We start from the raw sequence: 22,567 nt of genomic DNA on the forward strand, positions 1-22,567 counted from the left end.
TTGCCGATTCACGACTGCCGATTGCCGACTAAACTAACTGACATGAAAAGATACATACACACCCTCCTAGGATTGATGATTGCTTTTGGAGTAAATGCACAGGACAGCATCGTGCGTCGGGTCATCCTCATTGGAGATGCCGGCGAGATCAGCAAATTCCAGCAACACATTATACCCCTCGCGGCAGGCATGGTAATAAAAGATAAAACAACCGTGCTCTACCTCGGCGATAACATCTACCCCACAGGCATGGCATTGCCCGGCTCTAAAAATGAACAAGCCACCGGCGATATCCTGAGGTCGCAGTTTTCACCTATGCGTAGCAATGGAGCCGCCGTATATTTTGTGCCCGGTAACCATGACTGGGACAGGATGGGGACCGATGGACTGGCCAAGATCAAAAACCAGTGGAGCTTTCTCGAACAGCAGAAAGATCCATTATTGAAAATGGTGCCAGCTAATGGGTGCCCCGATCCGGTAGAGATCAATGTAGGCGATAGCCTCACTATCATCGCCTTCGATAGTGAGTGGTGGGTGTTCCCCTATAACAAAGAAAACAAAGAGGCAGATTGCGACTGCAGTACCAGCGACGATGTAACGGCGAAAATGACAGAGCTATTCTATAAAAACCGCTACAAAACGATCCTCCTCGCCTCGCACCACCCCTTCCAGTCATACGGTCATCATGGCGGATACTACTCCCTCAAAGACCACATCTTCCCCTTCACGGCCGTCAATAAAAACCTCTACATACCGATGCCGGTAGTTGGCTCCCTGTATCCCATACTCAGGAAAACGATCGTAAGCCCTGAAGACATGGGCCACCCGCTTTACAAGAACATGATCAAAAAGATAGATGAAGTAGCAGGCCGTTCACCCAACCTCATACACGTGGCGGGACACGAACACGGACTACAATTCATCAAAAGCGATCAGATACAAGTAGTAAGCGGTGCAGGCGCCAAAAGAAACTACGCAAGAGAAGGAAAGAACTCACAGTTTGCCACCAGCCGGTCAGGCTTTGTTACTGTCGACTTGCTGCGCGATCACAGCCTGCGCATCACCTACTACACAGAAACCAAAGATGGCATAAAATCTTCCTTCAGCTATGCACAACCCTACGTAAAAGTAGCAGAGCAGGAGCGCCTTGCCATCAAAGCGTTGGAGCAGGACAGCATCACCATCGTACCGCTTCCCCGCTTCGACAGTGTTAGCCGCTTCCACCGTTGGCTCTTTGGAGAAAACTACCGCAAAGATTACGCTACACCAACCACCTTCCCGGTTATCCATATATCAGAAATAAAAGGAGGATTGAAACCCAGTCGCCTTGGTGGCGGACACCAATCCAAATCACTCCGCCTGTTGGATAAAGACGGAAAAGAATGGGCTCTGAGAAGCGTAGAAAAATATCCGGATGTACTGTTGCCCGAAGCCCTCCGCGAGACTTTTGTGAAAGACCTGCTCTCCGATAACATGTCATCCAACTATCCCTATGGCGCATTGATCGTTCCCCCCATCGCAAAGAAGTTAGGTATCCCACATTCCAACCCCATCATAGGTTGGATAGCGCCCGATACGGCCTTTGGTATTTACGGCAACACATTTGCCAACACACTTTGCCTGCTCGAAGAACGTGAACCGCTGGGCGAATCGGACAATACACCCAAGATGCGTCGCAAAATGGATGAGGACAATGACAACAGCTTCGATAGCACCGCATACCTCCGCGCCCGCTTACTCGATCTGGTCATTGGCGACTGGGATCGCCACGAAGACCAATGGCGCTGGCTGCCAGAAAAAGACGGCAAAGGAAAAAGATACAAAGCCATCCCTCGCGACCGCGACCAGGTGTTCTACGTCAATCAGGGTGTGATACCCCATGCGGCCAGGTGGCGTTGGTTGCTGCCCTTCCTCCAGGGCTTCAACGAAGACTACCGCAACATAGAAGGAGAAATGTGGGAAAGCCGCGCTGTAAATGGCAGGTTCCTCGTACAATTCAGCTACGATGATTGGATGCGTATCACCAATGAATTTGTTGCCCAGGTAACAGACGACGTATTGGAGCAAGGTTTGAAACAATTGCCTGCAGCTGCATATAATCTCCGCCACGATCAATTCCTGAAAACACTGAAGAGCAGGAGGGATAACCTGCCCAAAGCCATGAAGAGGTACTACAACTTCCTCAACAAGATTGTGGACGTGAAAGCAACCGACAAACATGAGCTGGTTGAGATCACCGATGCGCCCGATAATGGTATCACAATAGAAATGCGCAAACTTTCCAAAAACAGGAAGGCAGAAGACCTGATGTTTAAAAGGACCTTCTCACCAGACATCACCAAAGAAGTACGCCTGTACCTATCGAAAGGCGATGACAGCGTGCGCATCAACAATACCACCAATGGCGTGAAGCTGCGTATAATTGGCGGCGAAGGCAGCAAAAGCTATGACGTGGTTGATGGCAAAGGCCATATAAAACTATATGAGCAGGAAAACAACGCCACCTTCAACGGCGACGCAGGCAGACTACGCAAGCGCCTGGCCAACGACAGTGCCCACACAGCATTCAACCAGGTAGATCTGTACAACATCACACAGCCACTCGCTTCTATCGGCCTCAACGCAGACGACGGCTTCCTCCTTGGTGCCGGCTTCAAACACATACGCCGTCAAGGCTTCCGTACAAAACCCTATACCAAAATATCTAAATACTCAGGCCTTCAGCAATTGCTGGTGTCACACTCCTTCTCTACCGAAGCCTTTAAGATCGATTACAGAGGAGAGTGGATACATGCCATAGGAAAAGCCGACTTCATTGCTCAGGCACTGATCAGGGCCCCCAACAATACGATCAACTTCTTTGGACGTGGCAACGAAACACAGTTCAATAAGATAGACAACTTCAAAAGGTTTTACCGTACAAGATTCAATACCTACAACGCACACGTAGCCTTGCGTTGGGGCAATATGAAAGGCAGCAGCATCAGCGTAGGCCCTGCTGTACAGTTCTATCGCTTCGATGACGAAGGCAACAAAGGAAGGTTTATTGAAAATACATCCCTCATTGGGTCATACGACAGCGCTACCCTCGATAAGGACAAAGCACACGGCGGGCTCATCGTAAACTATATCAGGGATAAAAGGAACAATCCGGTGCTCACAACCTGGGGTTCCTACATCAACATTCGCCTCCAGGGATTTGCCGGCATGAATGACTATTCAAAATCATTTGCCCAACTGATCCCCGAAGTATCCATCTATAAACCTCTCAACGCACGCAACACTATAGTATTGGCCAATAGAATAGGAGGAGCTGTTACAGTAGGTAAGGCAGCATTCTATCAATCAGTATTCCTGGGTGGCCACGAAAACCTGTTGGGCTATAGGCAATACCGCTTTGCCGGCGAGCACAGCATATACAACAACCTCGAAATGCGCATTAAACTGGCAGAGATTGGAGGATACGTATTGCCCGGCGTGATGGGATTGATTGGTTTCTATGACATAGGTCGTGTATGGCAAAAAGGCGAGAGCTCCGGTAAATGGCACAATGGGGTAGGAGGAGGATTATTCTTTGCCCCTGCACAAATGATCGTAATACGTGGATTGGCAGGTTGGTCAAGCGAAGGCTGGTTACCATTTATAGTAGTAGGAATGAGATTTTAGCATTTTGCATTCCGTAACACAATATGCCTAAATGGCTGCTTATAATTTATTGCATAGGAGCTGCCGTACTACATGCTACGGCACAGCAGCCTGCTGCACAAAAAATACCACCACTGCGCGATAGCCTGATCGCACAGGCAGAAAGATTTCGGAAACTGGGAGATAGTTTACCCGAGAGCGACACTTCAGCCACAGGAAAAGTGGCCACCCTGCAAAAAGCACTGGCATTGTATGACACATTGCGGATAGATACAGCTTGGGAAGAATTGCTCGATCAGATCGCAGTACTCCACATCCGGCAGGATAAATGGCAACTCGCAGAACAGGAAGTACAGACATTATTACACCGGCAGCAGTCGAACGGCAGCAAGGAAATAGCAAACACCTACGACCTGCTGACAACCATATGCCGTTCCAAAGGAGCCCTCAGCCAGGCATTTTATTATGCGGTACAAGCCATTGAAAATGCAGAAGCAGTAAACGATACAGCCATGTTTGCCCGCTTTTACGGAAGGCTGGGAGCCGTGTACAAAGATCTGAACCAGTTTGACAAGGCATTGGTCTGGCACCGGAAAGCACTTGAGTGGCAGTATAAGAGTCGTCAGAAAAATGCATTTGTAGTATACAATATGACGTGGAGTATTGTACACGATCTGTTGCCACTGGCACGTGCGAAAGAAGCCCTCGATCTGGTGCTGGAGGTTACAGCAAAATATCCGGCAGTGACATCAGCAGAAAAAGTAGTCCGGGCATCTATGTTGGGAGAATGCTACAACGAACTGAAGCAATATAAACTGGCTGAAAAATATTTTGTCGAATCTGTAACCCTCGAAGAGAAGAACCCACATGGTTACAGCATGCATTTTAATATCTATTACAATGTCGGCAAGTTTTACAACGACCAGCATAAATACGAACAGTCCCGCTATTACCTATTGCAGGCCGCTGCTACCAAAGGGTTTGTTAACCACGCTACCCAACGTAATGTACAACTCCTGCTGTTCCGTGCCGATTCAGCCGCAGGAAAATACATAGCGGCCATCGAACACTACCAGAAATACAAATCCATCAGCGACACCCTATACGATATCACCAGGAATTGGCAGATAGAAGAAATGCAGGCGAAATTTGAGACAGATAAAAAAGAACAGGATATACAAATACTACGCAAAGAAAGCCAGTTGCAACAGACCGAACTGAAACAGGCTGCCCTAAGCAGAAATATAACCATTGCTGTCATCATCCTGCTGCTGATAATAATAGCATTACTGTACAACCGCTATAGGATCAGGCAACAAAACAATACACAACTGGAAAGTCAGCAAATAGAGATCAACCACAAAAACGTATCCCTGCAAAAGCTGCTGAACGAAAAAGAGAACCTCCTCACAGAAAAAGAATGGTTGATTAAGGAAATACACCACCGGGTGAACAACAACCTGCAGATTGTGATGAGCTTGCTTAATTCACAGTCAGCCTACCTCGATAGCGATTCAGCCATCATGGCCATCCGTGATAGCCAGCACCGGATGCGGGCAATGTCCCTCATTCACCAGAAGCTATATCAGTCCGATAAAATGGCCACCATCGATATGCAGGTATACATACAGGAGCTTACCAGCTATCTCGATGAAAACTTCAATGTAAACAACAGGATTAAATTTGATTTGGATATAGCACCGTTTGAATTGGACGTAGCACAGGCAGTGCCCCTTGGCCTGATCTTGAATGAAGCTATTACCAATGCGATCAAATATGCATTCCCTGAAAATAAACGGGGATGCGTCACCATTTCCATGCAGCGAGAGACAGAAGAACATATTCGTCTCACTATTGCAGACAATGGAAGAGGATTGCCACCGGCATTCGATGTGGCTGGTAGCCGCTCCTTGGGAATGAGCCTTATCCAGGGACTTACCAAACAGCTGAATGGTAACTTTGAAATGAAAAGCGACGAAGGTGTAACGATCACGGTTACATTCTGAAAAGAAAAACTATGACCGAAAAGATATTGATAGTAGAGGACGAATTTATTGTGGCCAACGACCTCAGGTTGATCCTGGAAAAAGCAGGCTACCGGGTCATTGGCATAGCAGCATCTGTGGAAGAGGCAAAACAGATCATACAAACAGAACAACCCGATGTGGTATTACTGGATATACACCTCAAAGGAAAATCAACAGGCATAGACCTTGCCTATTATTTGAGAGAGCGGCACATTGCCTTTGTATACCTGTCTGCAAACTCCAACCAGCGTGTACTGGAAGCAGCAAAAGCGACGGAGCCTTATGGGTTTCTGGTAAAACCATTCCGCACGAAAGATGTGCTCATCACCCTTGATATTGCACGCTACCGTCACAAACACAGCCTTGAAGCGGGATTGCGGCAGGAAGCAGTGTTGCAGGATAAATTGACAGCCATAGCAGTACAGGCTACTACCAGCGAGCATAAAATGCTCACAGCCGTCACTACCCTGCAACCATTTATACCATTTGACCTGATAACGATCTGCAATACCACTGCAACAAATGCACAAGACGAATGGCAGGGATTTTTGCGCATAGGATTCGAAGAATACCAACAGATAGGCGTCAATGAATTATTAACCATCACAGGCCTTGCAAAGAACGAATGGAGCACATGCCATAAAAATGCAGCCGCACAAAAAGGAGCCGTTTGGTACAACGCAGATACATTCCCCAAAGCTTGCAAAGAAGATTCAGTAAAACAACTGATAGCACAGACCTTCAACATGAACGCGTTGCTGGAGCTGCCCATCAGTAGCAGGAATACAATAGCATGCACCTTATCGTTCTACAGCCGGAAGCCGGATGCCTGGCATGCAGGCCACCTCGGACTGCTGGAAAGATTACAACACCCGTTGGCTGCTATCATTAACAGGAAGACATCGGCTGAAACAACTGCCCTTGTTGAAAAACAGTCCGTACAGCAACCAGTTGTACAGAAAGAAGCAAAAACCAAATCTGGGTTCGAAGGTGTCATCGGAAGCAGTCATCAGTTACTGTCTGTGCTGGATTACATCGCACAGGTAGCCCCCTTCGAGACATCGGTATTGATATTAGGGGAAAGCGGCACGGGAAAAGAACGTATAGCCCATTGCCTGCACCACAACTCACCACGCAAGAACAAGCCATTCATAAAAATCAACTGCGCAGCACTGCCACCGGCATTGATAGAGTCGGAACTGTTTGGCCATGAAAAAGGAGCCTTTACCGGTGCTATCGATAAGAGGATTGGAAAATTTGAACAGGCACATGAAGGCACGATCTTCCTGGATGAAATAGGAGAAATGCCGGCCGAGCTACAGGTTAAACTATTACGCGTATTGCAGGAAAAAGAGATAGAACGCATTGGAGGCAAAGCCCCCTTTAAGATCAATGTGCGTGTAGTAGCAGCTACCAACCGTCAACTGGAAAAAGAAGTGGCAGAAGGAAGGTTCCGGCTCGATCTCTATTACCGCCTCAACGTATTCCCGGTAATGCTGCCACCACTGAGAGAGCGCAAAGAAGACATACCACAGTTAGCCTATCATTTTGCACGAATGGCCGCCAGTCGAAACAACAAAACCTTCCAGGGAATAACCCCTAAAATGATGGCAGAGCTGGAAGTCTGGCATTGGCCCGGCAACATCAGAGAACTGGAAAACGTAATAGAACAATCGGTCATACTCAATGATGGCAACTCACCCCTTGAGCTAAAACGACCACTGGCAGGTAATCCCTTAACCGAACCAATACCGGCACAGCAGCAGCCCGGAGTAACCACAGCAAGATCATTGACCGATGTCAGGAAAATACAGGATGAAACAGAACGCGAATACATTATAACCATCCTCCGCAAAACCAACGGACGCATCAGAGGAGAAGGCGGCGCTGCCCAATTACTCAACCTGAAGCCCACCACCCTCGAATCCAAAATGCTCAAGCTCGGCATCAAAAAAGAGAATCTATAACTAATGACTCTCCATCCAGGCAATAAAATCCGTTGCCTTCGCCTTACTGATAATGATAGGCTCAGGCGTTTCCTGCACAAGATGCACCAGCAACTTTCGTTCAAAATATAGTTCCACTTCCTTGATCGAAGCAAACGCCACAAGGAACTGCCGGTTGGCCCGGTAAAAAAGCGAAGGGTCCACAAGCGATTCAATACGATCCAGTGAGTCAGGTAAACGGAACTGCTGATGTGTCTTGGTATGAAGCTCTACAGCTTCACCCGCGATTCGGAAAAACAACACCTCATGAATGTTCACAGGTACCAACTTTTCCCGGTAGCTAACGAGAAACGTAGATTTATAACTCTTGGGCGTTCCATGCATGGACAATAAAAAAGTAGAGAGGTCAGCCCTTTCACTTTCTGAAGGGGCTCGTTTAAGCAAGAGGTCTATCTTATCCAGGCATTGCTTCAGTAAGTCCTCCTCTAAAGGCTTCAACAAATAGTCGATGCCATTATTACGAAAAGCTTCGATAGCATATTGATCATAAGCAGTACAAAACACCACCGGACATTGCACGTTTACCTGTCGGAAAATATCAAACACGAGCCCGTCGCCTAGTTGAATATCCGAGAAGATAAGGTCAGGCATGGTATGCAGTTCAAACCACTCAAGCCCGGCCTCCACACTGTCAACGATGCCAACAATGCGACAAGCGGGACGCAACGCTTTAATAGACGCTTGCAAGTCCCGTGCAGTAGCAACTTCATCCTCGATGATCAAAACATTCATACAACTAAGATAACGGTAATAAAACCCAAAAATCACGATCATCCACCTGCACCACAATATCCCGGCCCTTCAACAAAACATAGCGGCTGCTGATATTATGCAACCCAAGCCCCGAAGAATCAGATTCGGCAGGCTTGGGCTGCAGGTTATTCTTCACAGCAAGAAAATCACCGTCGATGTAGATAGATATATACAAAGGCTTTTTCTGCGAAAGCCGGTTATGCTTTACGGCATTCTCTACCAGCAGCTGCAAGGTGTTGGGAGGCATAGTATGATTCAATACCGATTCAGGTACCCGGATATCGGTAAAGATGGCGTCGCCAAACCGGATCCTCAACAGGTAAAGATAAGAACGCACAAAATCCAGCTCCTCACCCACAGACACCATGTTCTTGTCCTGGTGCTGCAGCATATACCGGTACACAGAGGCCAGTTCACTGATAAAATCAACTGCCTGCGGCGGATCATGCTTTGTTAGTGACTTCAACGTTGTCAGAGAGTTGAACAAAAAGTGAGGATTGATCTGCTGCTTCAGTGCCTCATGCGTAGCATGTAGGTTCTCCCGCTTCAGCCGCTCAATCTCCAGCGCAATATCCCGCTTCTCCGCATTACTATCATAAGCATGCTTGATCAGCAGGATCAGCGTATTGAACAAAAACAATTGCAAACAGATGAAGAACCACGAACTGAACGAATGACCCCAGTTACCCCGGGTGGTAGAAAGTAAATTGCCGGCAATAACATTCAGCAATAATCCAATACAGAGATAGATCAAAACAGAGAATATATAAGACAGAAATATCCGTCGATAGAGAACCGGTATGCCCCGTGTTGGTACACCCACCTTGGGAGTTCGGAAACTAACCAGGGCGAAATTCATACACCATTGAGCAAAAATGATCAGGAAGGAAGACGCAAAATGAAGCAACGTTGTTGTACGGCTGCTGTCCGACAGTGCAAACGCAGCCGGGAAAAACAGCGACACAAATACGCCCTCCTTCAAACGGTATCTCGTTACCAGCTTATACATCCCTGCAATAATAAACACTCAAATTACCCAAAATTGCCATCCCACCTTCAAACGGGCAATTCTCCCCGCCAACTTACCGAAAAGCCACTTGTAAACAGGAAGTAACACAACAAAACCCCGCAATTTTGAACTACCCAAACTATAGCCATGAAAAGGATACACAGCATCGATCTCACACGCGGCATCGTCATGATCATCATGGCCCTTGACCACGTGCGCGACCTGTTGCACGTGAATGCGATCACGCAATCACCCACCAGTCTCGACACCACCACGCCCGCGTTATTCATGACGCGTTGGGTCACCCACCTTTGTGCGCCTGTATTTGTATTCCTTTCGGGCACATCGGTCTACCTCACCCTGCAGCGAAGCGCCGATCTGAAGGGGAGCAGGCGCTTCCTGCAGAAGCGGGGCCTGTGGTTGATCCTGTTGGAACTGACCCTGATGAACTTTGCCCTCTTCTTCGACCTCGGATTTCACACCATTATCTTTGCGGTGATAGCCACAATAGGGTTTGGCTTTATCATGCTCAGCTTTATGAGTAAATGGACAGTAAAGACCATTGCCATCATCGGGTTGGGCATTATCTTTTTACACAACCTGCTGGCGGCCGTGCCATTCGGTAAAGACTCTATAGTAGCAGCGGTTATCAACCCTTTCTTTGGCCCCGGTGCTGTTTCCGTGGGAGGCCGAACACTATTGATGGCCTATCCACCCATACCCTGGCTGGGCATCATGCTGGTGGGATATGCAACCGGAAAAACCTTTGAATGGGAAGCCACCAGACGCAAACAGCTTTTCATGAAAATAGGAGGCGCCGCATTATTCCTATTCATACTACTTCGTTTTATTAATATCTATGGCGATCCGGTACAATGGCAGCCACAAAAAAATACAATCTACACCATCCTCTCGTTCATCAACCTCACGAAATATCCACCCTCATTGCAGTTTACCCTGACTATGTTGGGAATCATGTTTTTGATCTTGTCTGTTGCTGAAAATGCGGAAAGTAATATTGTAGGTGTCATAACGACGTATGGAAAAGTACCACTGTTCTATTATATCCTGCACTTCTACCTCATACACATCATCCTCATAATAGTATTATGGGCACAGGGCATTGGCTGGCAGCAAATGGAGTTTACCACGGGCACGTTTGGTCGGCCCCGGAATGTAAAGACAGGGCTCTCCCTTTGGCAGGTTTACCTCCTTTGGATCACCGTTGTAGCCTTGCTTTATAAGCCTTGCGCCTGGTATGCCCACTACAAAGCCACCCACAACAATGGTGGCTAAAATATATCTGATACACGCCAGTTGGTGACACATACGAGACAGCCTCCATTTTTTTCGGAGTTCACGAAAACAAACTCCGAAAAAAATGGAGGCTGTTTTAATTGGCATAAGACCCAAAAAATAAATAATTAAAGCCTAATAGCTTGCCAGTCATAGGTCTGAGGCCAGGGCAACCTCCACACGATAAACTGAAACAATTATGGCTTGCTAATTGAAACATTACAGGCAGAGAGCATTAACCAAATAACCATTCAGCCATCAGCCAAAATTGACCAGTATGTTGCAAGAAAAAGAACGCCCGGTAAAACCTGTCACACAGGTGAAAGAACGGATCCCTTTTGAGCAGAACAACCTGCCATTTGAGATACGCACCATCGATTGGATGGAAAAGAACCGCCAACAGAACCAGGCACCCCACCGTCACAGCTATTACGAAATAACCTGGATCACGGAGGGAGAAGGAATATACTTTGTAGACCTCGAAAAATTCGAGATCGCCGGCAGTGGTATCTGCTGCGCTTCGCCTGGTCAGGTACACCAGTTAAAGATCAGAGAACGTACAAAAGGATATGTCATATCCTTCAACAGCGATATACTCTTACTGGCGCAGAACCAATCGGGCGCAGCATCAAGTCCAAAAGATACAGTCCTGTCACAAGGTAGTATGATCAGGCTGAGCGCAGACACGAGCATGGAAATGGAGCACCTGATGCAACAAATGATCAGAGAGTTCGACAACTTCTTCCTGCTCCGTACAGAAATACTCATGGGCTTCTTTAAGATATTCCTCATCTACATGGCGCGGCAGTCAGAAGAGGTGGGACAGGCAGCGCCACAAACAAGAAGTGCAGACCTGGTTAAAAAGTTCTTTACAGCAATGGAGAAGAAATTCATTACCCATAAGAAAGTAACCGAGTATGCGGAACACCTCGCTGTAACGCCGAACTACCTGAATGAGATTGTGAAAAAGGTATCCGGATTTTCCGCCAGCTACCATATCCAGCAACGCATAGTGTTGGAAGCAAAGCGACATGCCACCTATTCCAATTCCAGCATGAAAGAGATCGCTTACCATTTAGGTTTCGATGACATCGCCCACTTCAGTAAATTCTTTAAGAACGTATCTGGCCAGAGCTTCACCGATTTCAAAAAACAGGTCGCATACCAGTTCGGAAGATCAGCACTACAAGCATAGAGCGTCACACTTCACTTTATACAAAAGAAAATGCCACTGAATTAACAGTGGCATTTTCTTTTGCCCGACGAAGCCGGGTCCTTGTTTATACCCTATCCCCTGTGCTTATTTTTGAACTTACTTCACTCCCTTCGCCGCCGCCTCGATCACATCAGCCACCGCTTTAGGCTTAGACATAAACACCACGTGACTTCCCTTTATTTCAGTTACGGTAGACCCTGCACGCTTGTACATGGTACGTTGAAGTTCAGGTACAATAGCTTTATCTTCAGAAGCGAGAACAGCCCAGGAAGGTTTGCTCTTCCAGGCAGTTTGCGTAAGTGGAGTAGTGGGGCCTTTGGCAGACCACGCGCCTTGCGAAGCAGCCATGAAAGAAGCCTTATCCTTGCTGAGGTCTGCAGCGAAGCCAGCATGATACTTGGAAAGATCAAAATAAATGAAACCCTTGGCATCGGGAGGCTGAATACCATTTTCAGGAGCAGGCGGAACAGAAGTCACCAACCCGATCACAGTTTCACCGGCATCAGGAACGAAAGCAGCCACATATACCAGGCCGACTACTTTAGGAGAAACACCAGCTTGCGTGATCACAGCGCCACCCCATGAGTGACCTACGAGCAGCGTGGGACCTTCCACCCTGTCCAGCGCACGATTCACTGCAATCACATCCTCTTCCAGCGACAGCAAAGGATTTTGAACAATCACTACATTATAACCGCGGCTACTTAATATCTTATATATGTCTTCCCATCCCGACCCATCGGCAAAAGCGCCGTGAACCAACAATATATTTTTAACGGGCGTTGAACTTTGCGCCTGACTACCCGCAGACAACAACAAAAGCAAAGCGGCCAGCAAATAACCAGCGATACTTCTTAAGGATAAACTCAGTTTCATGATTGATGTTTTTTTAATGTACTGCAAATATCACCCGCACGATACCCCTATGTCAATAGACACATACGCGCATTTCTTGTACAATTGGCGGATGATACTGTCGTAAAGCATCTTCAAAGCAAACGACTCGCAGCTTCTCCCGATAATATGTACAACTCCCGCCTTTATTTAGGCATCACTCCACACCAGCCTTGACGTAAATTTGCAGGATTAATCAGTTCACTCGCTCGCCTCTGGCGAGTGAGGGTATTTACAAGCCTCCGGCTTGTAGACCCGAACCTGTTCAACTTGTTAAGAAAGTAGACATTATGAAGAAGATCGAACACATATTATATGGGCGTGAGAAGAAGATAACCGAAGATGAGACGGTCAGGCAGGCATTGCCCCACAAGGATTTCAGGTTTGCCAATCCCTTCATAGTACTGCACCATGCAGGACCGGTTACCATAGCAGCCGGACAAAAAACGAGAGTACATCCACATCCGCACCGTGGTTTTTCCCCCTATACATTCATGTTGCAGGGAGAAGGATTTCACCGCGACAATGCAGGTAATGACGAAGTCATAAAAGCGGGAGATGTGCAATGGATGTTTGCCGGTAAAGGCATCCTCCACAGCGAAGGGCCAACACCCGAAATGCAGGAGAAAGGAGGTGTGCAGGAATTGGTACAGCTATGGATCAATGCACCCAAAGCCAATAAGTGGGACAAGCCATTTTACCAGGCTGCATCCAAAGAACAGTTACCACAAGTACTGCAGCAGGAAGGCGTACACCTCCGGCTGGCAAGCGGAGAATACGATGGTCAGACAGGACCGATACAAAACTTCACACCCATTATATCGATAGTGGGAGAGATCAATGCGGGACGGCAGGTATTGTTTCCTGCCACGCCCGGTTACTGGGCATTGTTATATGTGATCAAAGGAACAGTCCTGGTAAACGATAGCGAAGAAGTGCCTTTACACAACCTCGTAGTGTTCAGCAAAGAAGGGCATGAGTTCACCGTGAAAGCGACAGAAGATGCACAGATACTCTTCCTGTCTGCTGAACCCATTGACGAACCTGTAGCCGCCAAAGACAACTTTGTCATGAACACCCCCGAAGAAGTTGACCAGGCCATCGACGATTCCAAAAACGGCCGCTTCGGAGAACTCGATTACTAAAGCCATCGAAGCAAGGGTACTGCCGATTGCTCCCGACAAGTGTCGGGACCGGCTGCCGATAAATCGTACAACCACTGCCTCCATATGTCAATTGACTAACCTCACAGTGAGGCATAGCTTTGCAGTAAGAGGTGAAGAAGCTTGCCACATAAAGATTTGGCCGCAGTGTGCCACAACATTATATTCACAAATCAATAGGACAACAAAGTAAGAAGTCCTAAGCAATAAAGGTCTCAGGTATGGAAGATGCAAACAAGGAAGAAGTTTGGGTGATAGATCCGGTACACACAAGAATACGGTTCGATACCAAATATTTACTACTTACGCCCGTATCCGGCTGGTTTACCCAGTTCGAAGGAGCAGTGGTAACTACCAATGGCAGCTTCAACAACAGCCGTGCACAACTCACCATCTATACAAATTCAGTATACACAGGCAATGAAGAAAGAGACGCCCACCTCAGGTCGGCCGATTTCTTTGATGCCGCAAAGTTTCCCATCATCACCTGGAAATCGGATACTGTCACTGTGCAGGGAAACGACATACAGGCAACCGGACCGTTAACCATCAAAGGCATCGGGCAGGACATCACCCTGCAGGCTACCCACGTAGGCACAACACCCGATCCGATGGGCAATATTAAAGCTGGCTTTACCCTCGAAACCACCCTGAACCGCAAAGACTTCAACATCACCTGGAACCAGTACATCGACAAACATGGATTATTACTCTCCGATGAAGTAGTGCTCCACTGCGATGTGCAGCTATTGAAGCTGCCCTGATCCCCACAATCCCACAACCAACCAACACTAACGCGGGCCACCTTTTTGCAGCGAACAGGAGAAACTCATTTTTCAACCCTGCATCCTGAAACTTGGAACCTGTATCCCATTCCCCTCCCCTTGAAACCTGAACCTTGTCTCCTGCAACTGATTTTTATCCCTTTCCGTAATATGTACAACTCTTTCCGTCGTATAGCTATTCTCTAATACTAATTAATGTTGCAACTTTGTATAGTCAATATGACAAATAAATAAATTGATAATCAATAAATTACACAACATGGCAAAGACAAAATGGGTACTCGACCCCTCACACAGCGAAATCCAGTTTAAAGTAAAACACCTGATGATCACCACCGTGACAGGCTACTTTAAAAAGTTCAACCTGACGGCAGAAACAGAAGGCGACGACTTTACCAACGCATCTAATATCGAATTTACAGCCGATGTAAACTCGATAGACACCAACAACGAACAACGAGACAACCACCTCCGTTCAGCCGACTTCTTCAACGCAGCCGAGCACCAGGAGATCAAGTTCGTAGGTATCAAATACACCGGTACAAAAGAAGAAGGTAAACTGCAAGGTACACTCACGTTGAGAGGTGTTGCCGGTAATGTAACCGCCAACGTAGAATTCGGAGGTATCACAGTTGACCCATACGGTCAAACAAAAGCAGGTTTCACCATCACAGGTAAATTAAATCGTAAAGAGTTCGGCCTTAACTGGGGAGCCGTAACAGAAGCCGGTAGCATCGTAGTAAGCGATGAAGTGAAATTCGCCGGAGAGTTCCAGTTAATCAAACAAGCATAAAAAGAGCACAAAGCTCGAAAGGAGTTTTATATGAACAACAGGATATTGGGATTGCACCACATCACTGCCATCGCAGGAAATGCCCAACGTAACTTTGATTTCTATACCAGGGTGCTTGGATTAAGATTGGTAAAGAAAACAGTCAACTTCGATGACCCGGGAACATACCACTTCTATTACGGAAACGAGGAGGGTACACCCGGAACCATCCTCACCTTCTTCCCCTGGGAGGGCGTCGCGCCCGGATATGCCGGAACAGGCATGGCCACTGAGATCGGATATGCAGTGCCAGCCGGTAGCCTCGACTTCTGGAAAGAAAGATTTGACCAGTACAAAGTGAAACAGGGAAACACCGGCGAACGGTTTGGTGAATTGTATTTGCCATTCCAGGACCCTGATGGATTGAACCTCGCCCTCACAGTACCGAAAGCTGGAGACAACAGGAAGCCCTGGACAACAAATGATGTCACAGAACAGGCAGCTACAAAAGGCTTCCACAGCATTACACTTACCCTGAAAAGCATCAAGGGCACAGTAAGCGTATTGACGGATGTATTCGGTTATAAACTGTTGGAGCAGGAAGGCAATCGCTACCGCTTTGTAACAGATGCTATAGAGAATGCCGCAATAGTAGACATCATCGAAGATCCCGAAGGACGTATAGGACAGGTAGCAGGTGGTACCAACCACCACGTAGCATTCCGCGTAGCAAATGAAGCAGTGTTGATGGAGTTGAGAGAGAAAGTGGCAAAGCGTGGATTTAATATTACACCGAAGATAGACCGTAACTATTTCTATTCATTGTACTTCCGCGAACCCGGAGGCGTATTGTTCGAGATAGCAACCGATAATCCCGGCTTTGCTACCGATGAGCCAGTAGCAGAATTAGGCACCAACCTCAAACTGCCAGCTCAATACGAATCCATCCGGAAAGACATAGAACAACAATTACCGGTACTGCATTAATAAATTGGAAATGTCAGCCTGAGCCTGTCGAAGGCTCAGGCTACTAACCAAACACCTAACGCAATGGGAAAGATAATAACAGGTATTCACCACGTCACAGCCATCGCCGGCGACGCACAGAAGAACCTTGAGTTTTACGCCGGTATCCTCGGAATAAGAATGGTAAAGAAAACAGTCAACTTCGATGGTCCTGAAGTATATCACTTTTATTATGGTGATGAAACTGGAACCCCGGGAAGTATACTGACCTTCTTTCCATACCAGGGACTGGTTAAAGGGCGGCATGGCAAAGGCATGTTGAATACCACCACTTTCTCAGTACCGTTAACGTCACTCGATTATTGGTTGAACCGCCTGAAGAAATATGGTATCGCATACAAAGAACCCCAGGAAAGATTTGAAGGAGAAGTAGTAGTTTATTTTGAAGATACGGATGGATTGGGATTAGAGCTGGTGTTCAATGATAAAGATACAAGGCCGGCTTACAGTGGTGGGCCAGTGCCGGCAGAACATACGATCAGGGGATTTTACAATGTGGAAGTGTGGGAAGAAGGATACGAACGCACGGCAGGATTACTGACAGAACAATTAGAACACACATTGATAGCAGAAAAAAGCAACCGCTTCCGCTTTGCAGCCAATGACTCACCCGGCAATTATGTAGACATCATATGCACGCCGGATAGTTTGCGCGGATTAGGCGGTAGCGGCACAGTACACCACATTGCATTCAGTACACCTGGAAAAACGGAACAACTGGAGGTGAGGGACAGGATCGTAAAACGCATGTTGAACCCAACACCGGTATTAGACAGGAATTATTTCACCTCCATTTATTTCCGTGAACCCGGCGGAGTACTCTTTGAAGTAGCAACAGCAGTACCGGGATTTACAGTCGATGAGAGCGTTGAACACCTTGGCGAAGCACTGAAGTTGCCTGCACAGTTCGAGAAAGAACGTGCACGCCTGGAACAATTGCTCCCTGCTGTATCCATCAACTTGGACAGCTATAAATAATTAAGATATGCACACGAAAGAGATCATCACGGCAGGAAAGAAAATAACAGAAGCGAAGAAGATATTGATCATGGTACATGGCCGGGGAGGCACGGCGGAGAACATATTATCTCTTGCAGAGCACCTCGATGTAAAAGATTATGCACTGGTGGCGCCACAGGCTACCAACAATACCTGGTATCCATATTCCTTTATCGCACCCATACAACAAAATGAACCTTGGCTCACATCGGCCCTCTCAGTATTGAGCGACGTGGTAAATGGGTATATTGCCCAGGGGTTCACAGAGAAACAGATATACTTCCTCGGGTTCTCACAAGGAGCATGTCTTACGTTGGAATTTGTGACCCGTAATGCCACCCGTTATGGAGGCGTGGTAGCATTTACCGGAGGATTGATCGGTGACAAGATATACCGCGAACACTACTCCGGTGATTTTGGCGGCACACCCGTTTTTATTGGTACCAGCGATCCCGATATGCACGTACCCGTTGAAAGAGTATACGCTACTACCAATATCCTGAAAGAGATGAACGCCGATGTAACAGAGAAGATTTATCCTAATATGGGACACACCATCACACAGGATGAAATTCACCTTGCCAACACACAGATATTTAAATAAATAGTTGTAGAAAAATCAGCCGCTGGCCTTAACTTCACGCCGCTATGCTGCTGATGAGAACTGCCATATTATTCGTTACTATTCTATTTATTTCTTCTACTGCCATTGCCCAAAACACCATTGGCATTCCTCCCATTATTAATTATTCCCGGCAGACATACAATGCTGGCAATCAGAACTGGAATATCGCACAGGATAGCAGTGGGATCATGTATTTTGCCAACAACAAAGGCCTGTTGGTGTTTGACGGAACCAGCTGGAGAACCTACCCGTTGCCCGGAGGCACCATTGTGCGCTCACTGGCAATCGGCGATAGCAATAAAATATATGTAGGCGGACAGGGCGACTTTGGCTATTTCTCCCCTGCAAAGAATGGAGAATTATATTATACCTCATTAAGGTCACTGGTACCACCAGGAGATAATGATTTTGCAGATGTATGGAACATCTGCATTTGGCAGCAGCGTGTATTCTTTCGGTCCAATAAAAGAATATTTGAACTGGAAAGAAACACCATCACGGCACATAAGAGTGTCGATTGGGCTTTCATGAGCGTTACGCCTGCCGGCCCCATCGCCTGGGATTATGTAAAGAAGCTGGTTACTTACAACAGAGGAGAATGGCTGCCCGTCATCAAAACAGGAAGCTTGCCTCCCGATGTACGCTTAACGACAACCCTTCCCATAGGAAAAGACAGCATCCTGCTTTGTACCCTCAACCACGGGCTGTACATCCTGAAAAATGATACAGTAACAGTGTTCGATGCGCCAGGCATAAAAAACATCAGGGGAAAAAATATCTACAACGCCACCCTGCTATCACCCGATAGGATAGCGCTGGTCACTAATATGGTGGGTTGTATTATCATCAACAAGCGCGGAGAGTTTGTCCAGCGCTTCTCCAAAACAGAAGGCATACAGAGCAACAACATCCTGAGCATAAAAATGGATCGGGATAAAAACCTTTGGCTCGGTCTCGACAATGGCATCGATCTCGTTACCTACAGCAATGCCATCAAAAACATCTTCCCCGATGGAGAAGACCGTAACTCAGGCTACACATCGATATTCCACAAAGGACAACTGTATTTTGGCCTGTCCACGGGTCTGTATAAAGTAGATCTGCAGGGAGGATATAAAGACTTCAGCTATACCAATGCCAATATTGAATTTGTGCCCAAAACAGAAGGACAAGTTTGGGGAATGTCAATTGTCAACGACCTGCTACTGATAGGCCACAACAGAGGCGCATACCAGGTAGAAGGAAACACCATGAGAGCCATTGACGATAAAACAGGGTTTTGGAACTTTCAGCCCTTAAACGATGCTCGGCCATCATCGGTGATCATTGCGGGCACCTATAATGGAGTGAACTTTTACCATTACAACAACGGCGTTATTACCAACCCCGTCATACACGCCCTGTTCGAATCAGCCCGGTACATTGCCATCAACAAAGACACCATCTGGATCGCTCACCCCTACAAAGGATTATACAAAGTAACCTTCAATGCCAAAGGCGAACCATATGCATTAACCTACAAGGATACGCGGGGCATTTTGTCAGCCAATCGCAACCACCTCTATAAATTATTGGGGAAGATGGTGCTAACTTCCGATAACGGCATTTTCGAATACGATAATACACAAAAAGACTTCATTCGTTCCAGCTACCTGGAGAAAATATTTGGCCCAACCCCGCCAAGCTACCTGAAAGAAGACCAGTTTGGTAACCTGTGGTTTTGCCGCGACAAGCGCGTGGGCATTGTTGATAAGTCATCCAAAGAGCCAAAGCTGGTTTACATTTCAGAGATCGACGATAAAGTAATGGCCAGTGGTTTTGAGCACATCAATGTGGTAGACAGCAACAATGTTTTCATAGCAGCCGAAAAAGGCTTCTTCCATGTAAATTATGCAGAGTACAAAAGAAGCAAACACCCATTACAGGTACGTATCAGGATGGTGAGGTCTGCGGCACAAAAGGACGGAACGGTATTTGGAGGATATGCTGGTGGAACAGATAATAAGGAATTGCCTGCTATTAAATATGGCGACAATTCACTCCATTTTGAAAGCGCATCCAATATCTACGGACAGGAGTACAATACAGAATACAGCTACTACCTCGAAGGCTTTGATAAAGACTGGTCATCCTGGACAAAGAAAACAGAAAGAGATTACACCAACCTGCCCGAAGGAGAATACACTTTCAAAGTAAAATGCCGCAACGCCACAGACAACGAATCCGCCGCTGCAGCTTGGTCATTCAAAGTGTTGCCGCCATGGTATCGGACCTGGTGGGCATTCCTGCTATATGCGGTGTTCTCATTTGGTGTGTTGTACATCTTTTACAAACGCCAGCAGGAAAAATACCAGCGCTTGCAGCAATTGAAACTCCAGGAGCAGCAGCGCAAGTACGATGAAGAACAAAAACAGTTACAGGTACAGCATGAGCTGGAGATGGGTAAAAGCGAGAAAGAGATCATGCGGCTCAACAATGAAAAGCTCGAAGCAGAAATAGGGCACAAGAATGCAGAGCTGGCATCATCAGCCATGAGTCTCGTGCAGAAAATGGAAATACTCTCACGCCTCAAAGAAGACCTGGTACAATACAAGAACAGTGCAGGCACCGATAAAGGCAGCAAAGAATTCCAGAAGATCATGCGCATGCTCGATAAAGAGCTCGACCACGACGTGGAGTGGGAGCAGTTTGCCAACCACTTCGATACCGTGCACACCAACTACCTGCGCAAACTGAAAGAGCTATGCCCGGAGATCACAGCCTCGGAGTTGAAGCTGGCGGCCTACCTGCGCCTAAGCCTTTCCTCCAAGGAGATTGCCCAGCTAATGAACATCTCCATCCGCGGCGTCGAGACCAGCCGCTACCGCCTCCGCAAAAAACTCGGCATCTCCAACGAAGTAAACCTATTCGATTACCTCATCAGCATTACTTCATAAACGTTAAACTCATTTATGTTTATCAGTCGCCAGCCTCTGGCTGGTGACGCCTATTTAATAGCCTCTGGCTATTCTGCTTAGTGAATCGCGCCCCTCATTTATGTAACGCTGTTATTCTCAAGCGCAGCTCCCCTTCCTTGTCATTTCGAATACAGCTCTCCTTTTTTTGTCATTTCGAACGGAGCGATAGCGGAGTGAGAAATCTGCTATCGAAGCAAAAGGACTGCCGCGCCCGAATTGCCCGGCCCTTTAGGGCCGGGGGTTAAAAATCGGTCTCTCTTCCTGGGCTTTAGCCCAACCCTAATACAAATACTTCCAAACAGCATTCAGCAAATACAGCTTCGGATCAGAAGAGTACTCCCAAAACATGACGCCACCTAACTTATGCTTCTTCACATACTTGCATTTGTACTTCACAGACCGCTCATTGTCATAAGTGGCAAACTTCTTTTCAGCGGCATTGAAGATATAAGGCGCTTTAGCCTTCTTGTCCCAGTAAGTTTTGAAGCCTTCTTTGTGCGATAATGAATCCTTGATATATGAATAACCTCCTACACGAAAGTTGGAAGCATACTTCTGTTGAAAACCTTTGTTGTCAGTGGTTCCCACAACGCCACCCTTCCCATAAAACGCGAGACCTACCACCAGCTTATGCGCCGGAACCCCGGCAGCCATATAAGTAGTCACAGCCTTATGAGCAGAGTTCTCCTTGTTATAATCTTTTGAAGGGTACAAGTTGGTATGGTGGCCAGCCTGGCCATAACTATAATCGTAAGTCATCAGGTTTACATAATCGAGGTACTCCTGCGCCTTGCCCATTTCTGAATGATCGAGGAAGGCAGGAAAACCACCGGTGGCAGTAGTCAGCAGGTAATAGCGGCCAGTTTCCTGTTGCAGTTTGGTGAGCTCCTCGCGGATAGCCTGGAACATCAGCGTATAATTCTGTTTATCCTCGGGACGGAACTTATTACCATCGCCCGACATCCCCGGATACTCCCAATCAATGTCTACACCATCCAGCTTGTACTTTCTGACAATATCAACAGAAGTTACTGCAAAAGCCCTGCGGCTGGTATCAGTCAATACGGCATCGGAGAAGTTCTTGCTCCAGGACCAGCCACCGATCGAGATCAATATTTTCAGTGCAGGATTTTTTTCCTTCAGCGTATTCAGGAGCCGGAAATTAACAGTGTCGGTCTTTTCATTATGGAGCCAGGCACGGTTGTCCTTCACGTCCACAAAAGCATAATTGATATGCGTGAGCTTGGTAGCATCGATATTGCCTGCTGTTACGCGTCCGTTATAGCCACCAACATAACCGATCACCACGGGTTTGGAATAATCATTCTGACTGTGCACAAAAGAAGAAACCATCAAAAAAACAAAAAGCAAAGCAAAGGTCTTTATCATAGCAT

Annotated in this window: 16 protein-coding genes; 12 read left to right on the plus strand and 4 right to left on the minus strand. The window is 47.0% G+C overall.

Translation table 11 applies throughout. From position 1 onward, the window contains the following. Positions 1–42 precede the first annotated feature (42 nt). Genes AC5JBY_RS08125 through AC5JBY_RS08135 form a run of 3 tightly spaced genes read left to right on the plus strand, consistent with a single transcriptional unit; the run spans position 43 to position 7,639 of the window. Entirely contained in the window at positions 43–3,666 is a 3,624-nt protein-coding gene (locus tag AC5JBY_RS08125; RefSeq protein WP_495904069.1) for a BamA/TamA family outer membrane protein, read from the plus strand. A gap of 23 nt (positions 3,667–3,689) precedes the next feature. Beyond that, positions 3,690–5,651, plus strand: coding sequence for a tetratricopeptide repeat-containing sensor histidine kinase (locus AC5JBY_RS08130; RefSeq protein WP_495904070.1), 1,962 nt, complete (start codon positions 3,690–3,692; stop codon positions 5,649–5,651). Between the two features lie 11 nt (positions 5,652–5,662). Beyond that, positions 5,663–7,639: a sigma 54-interacting transcriptional regulator gene (locus AC5JBY_RS08135; RefSeq protein WP_495904071.1), complete on the plus strand. Its 1,977-nt coding sequence runs from the start codon at positions 5,663–5,665 to the stop codon at positions 7,637–7,639. Here AC5JBY_RS08135 and AC5JBY_RS08140 read toward each other — a convergent pair whose 3' ends face one another. After that, positions 7,640–8,410: a LytR/AlgR family response regulator transcription factor gene (locus AC5JBY_RS08140; protein ID WP_495904072.1), complete on the minus strand. Its 771-nt coding sequence runs from the start codon at positions 8,408–8,410 to the stop codon at positions 7,640–7,642. A gap of 4 nt (positions 8,411–8,414) precedes the next feature. Further along, the gene (locus AC5JBY_RS08145; protein WP_495904073.1) at positions 8,415–9,440 is read right to left on the minus strand and encodes a sensor histidine kinase; all 1,026 of its coding nucleotides are present in this window, start codon (positions 9,438–9,440) and stop codon (positions 8,415–8,417) included. 147 nt (positions 9,441–9,587) lie between these two features. Here AC5JBY_RS08145 and AC5JBY_RS08150 point away from each other — a divergent pair, with 147 nt between their 5' ends. Together AC5JBY_RS08150 and AC5JBY_RS08155 are read left to right on the plus strand one after the other, a co-directional pair. Further along, positions 9,588–10,736 carry an acetyltransferase domain-containing protein gene (locus AC5JBY_RS08150; protein WP_495904074.1) on the plus strand — a complete coding sequence of 383 codons (1,149 nt, stop codon included), beginning with the start codon at positions 9,588–9,590 and terminating at the stop codon, positions 10,734–10,736. Positions 10,737–11,013: 277 nt separating this feature from the next. Further along, a complete protein-coding gene (locus tag AC5JBY_RS08155; RefSeq protein ID WP_495904075.1) occupies positions 11,014–11,931 on the plus strand; it encodes a helix-turn-helix domain-containing protein in 918 nt (305 codons plus the stop codon). Positions 11,932–12,048: 117 nt separating this feature from the next. Here the strand turns inward: AC5JBY_RS08155 and AC5JBY_RS08160 are convergent, their stop codons facing one another. Beyond that, positions 12,049–12,828: an alpha/beta hydrolase gene (locus tag AC5JBY_RS08160; protein WP_495904076.1), complete on the minus strand. Its 780-nt coding sequence runs from the start codon at positions 12,826–12,828 to the stop codon at positions 12,049–12,051. Positions 12,829–13,136: 308 nt separating this feature from the next. On the opposite strand from AC5JBY_RS08160, the gene AC5JBY_RS08165 reads away from it, so the two are divergent. From AC5JBY_RS08165 to AC5JBY_RS08195, 7 genes are all read left to right on the plus strand, one after another. Then, the gene (locus tag AC5JBY_RS08165) at positions 13,137–13,991 is read left to right on the plus strand and encodes a pirin family protein (protein ID WP_495904077.1); all 855 of its coding nucleotides are present in this window, start codon (positions 13,137–13,139) and stop codon (positions 13,989–13,991) included. 239 nt (positions 13,992–14,230) lie between these two features. After that, positions 14,231–14,773 carry a YceI family protein gene (locus AC5JBY_RS08170; protein WP_495904078.1) on the plus strand — a complete coding sequence of 181 codons (543 nt, stop codon included), beginning with the start codon at positions 14,231–14,233 and terminating at the stop codon, positions 14,771–14,773. Positions 14,774–15,053: 280 nt separating this feature from the next. Next, positions 15,054–15,587 carry a YceI family protein gene (locus tag AC5JBY_RS08175; protein ID WP_495904079.1) on the plus strand — a complete coding sequence of 178 codons (534 nt, stop codon included), beginning with the start codon at positions 15,054–15,056 and terminating at the stop codon, positions 15,585–15,587. 30 nt (positions 15,588–15,617) lie between these two features. Then, positions 15,618–16,553, plus strand: coding sequence for a ring-cleaving dioxygenase (locus AC5JBY_RS08180; protein ID WP_495904080.1), 936 nt, complete (start codon positions 15,618–15,620; stop codon positions 16,551–16,553). 63 nt (positions 16,554–16,616) lie between these two features. Then, positions 16,617–17,570, plus strand: coding sequence for a VOC family protein (locus AC5JBY_RS08185; protein ID WP_495904081.1), 954 nt, complete (start codon positions 16,617–16,619; stop codon positions 17,568–17,570). 7 nt (positions 17,571–17,577) lie between these two features. Next, entirely contained in the window at positions 17,578–18,195 is a 618-nt protein-coding gene (locus tag AC5JBY_RS08190) for an alpha/beta hydrolase (protein ID WP_495904082.1), read from the plus strand. Between the two features lie 44 nt (positions 18,196–18,239). Further along, positions 18,240–21,152, plus strand: a complete 2,913-nt coding sequence (locus AC5JBY_RS08195) for a triple tyrosine motif-containing protein (RefSeq protein WP_495904083.1) — start codon at positions 18,240–18,242, stop codon at positions 21,150–21,152. 300 nt (positions 21,153–21,452) lie between these two features. On the opposite strand, the gene AC5JBY_RS08200 is transcribed toward AC5JBY_RS08195, so the two are convergent. Next, positions 21,453–22,562: a glycoside hydrolase family 18 protein gene (locus AC5JBY_RS08200; RefSeq protein ID WP_495904084.1), complete on the minus strand. Its 1,110-nt coding sequence runs from the start codon at positions 22,560–22,562 to the stop codon at positions 21,453–21,455. Positions 22,563–22,567 lie beyond the last annotated feature (5 nt).

It is taken from the genome of Paraflavitalea sp., from assembly GCF_059502485.1.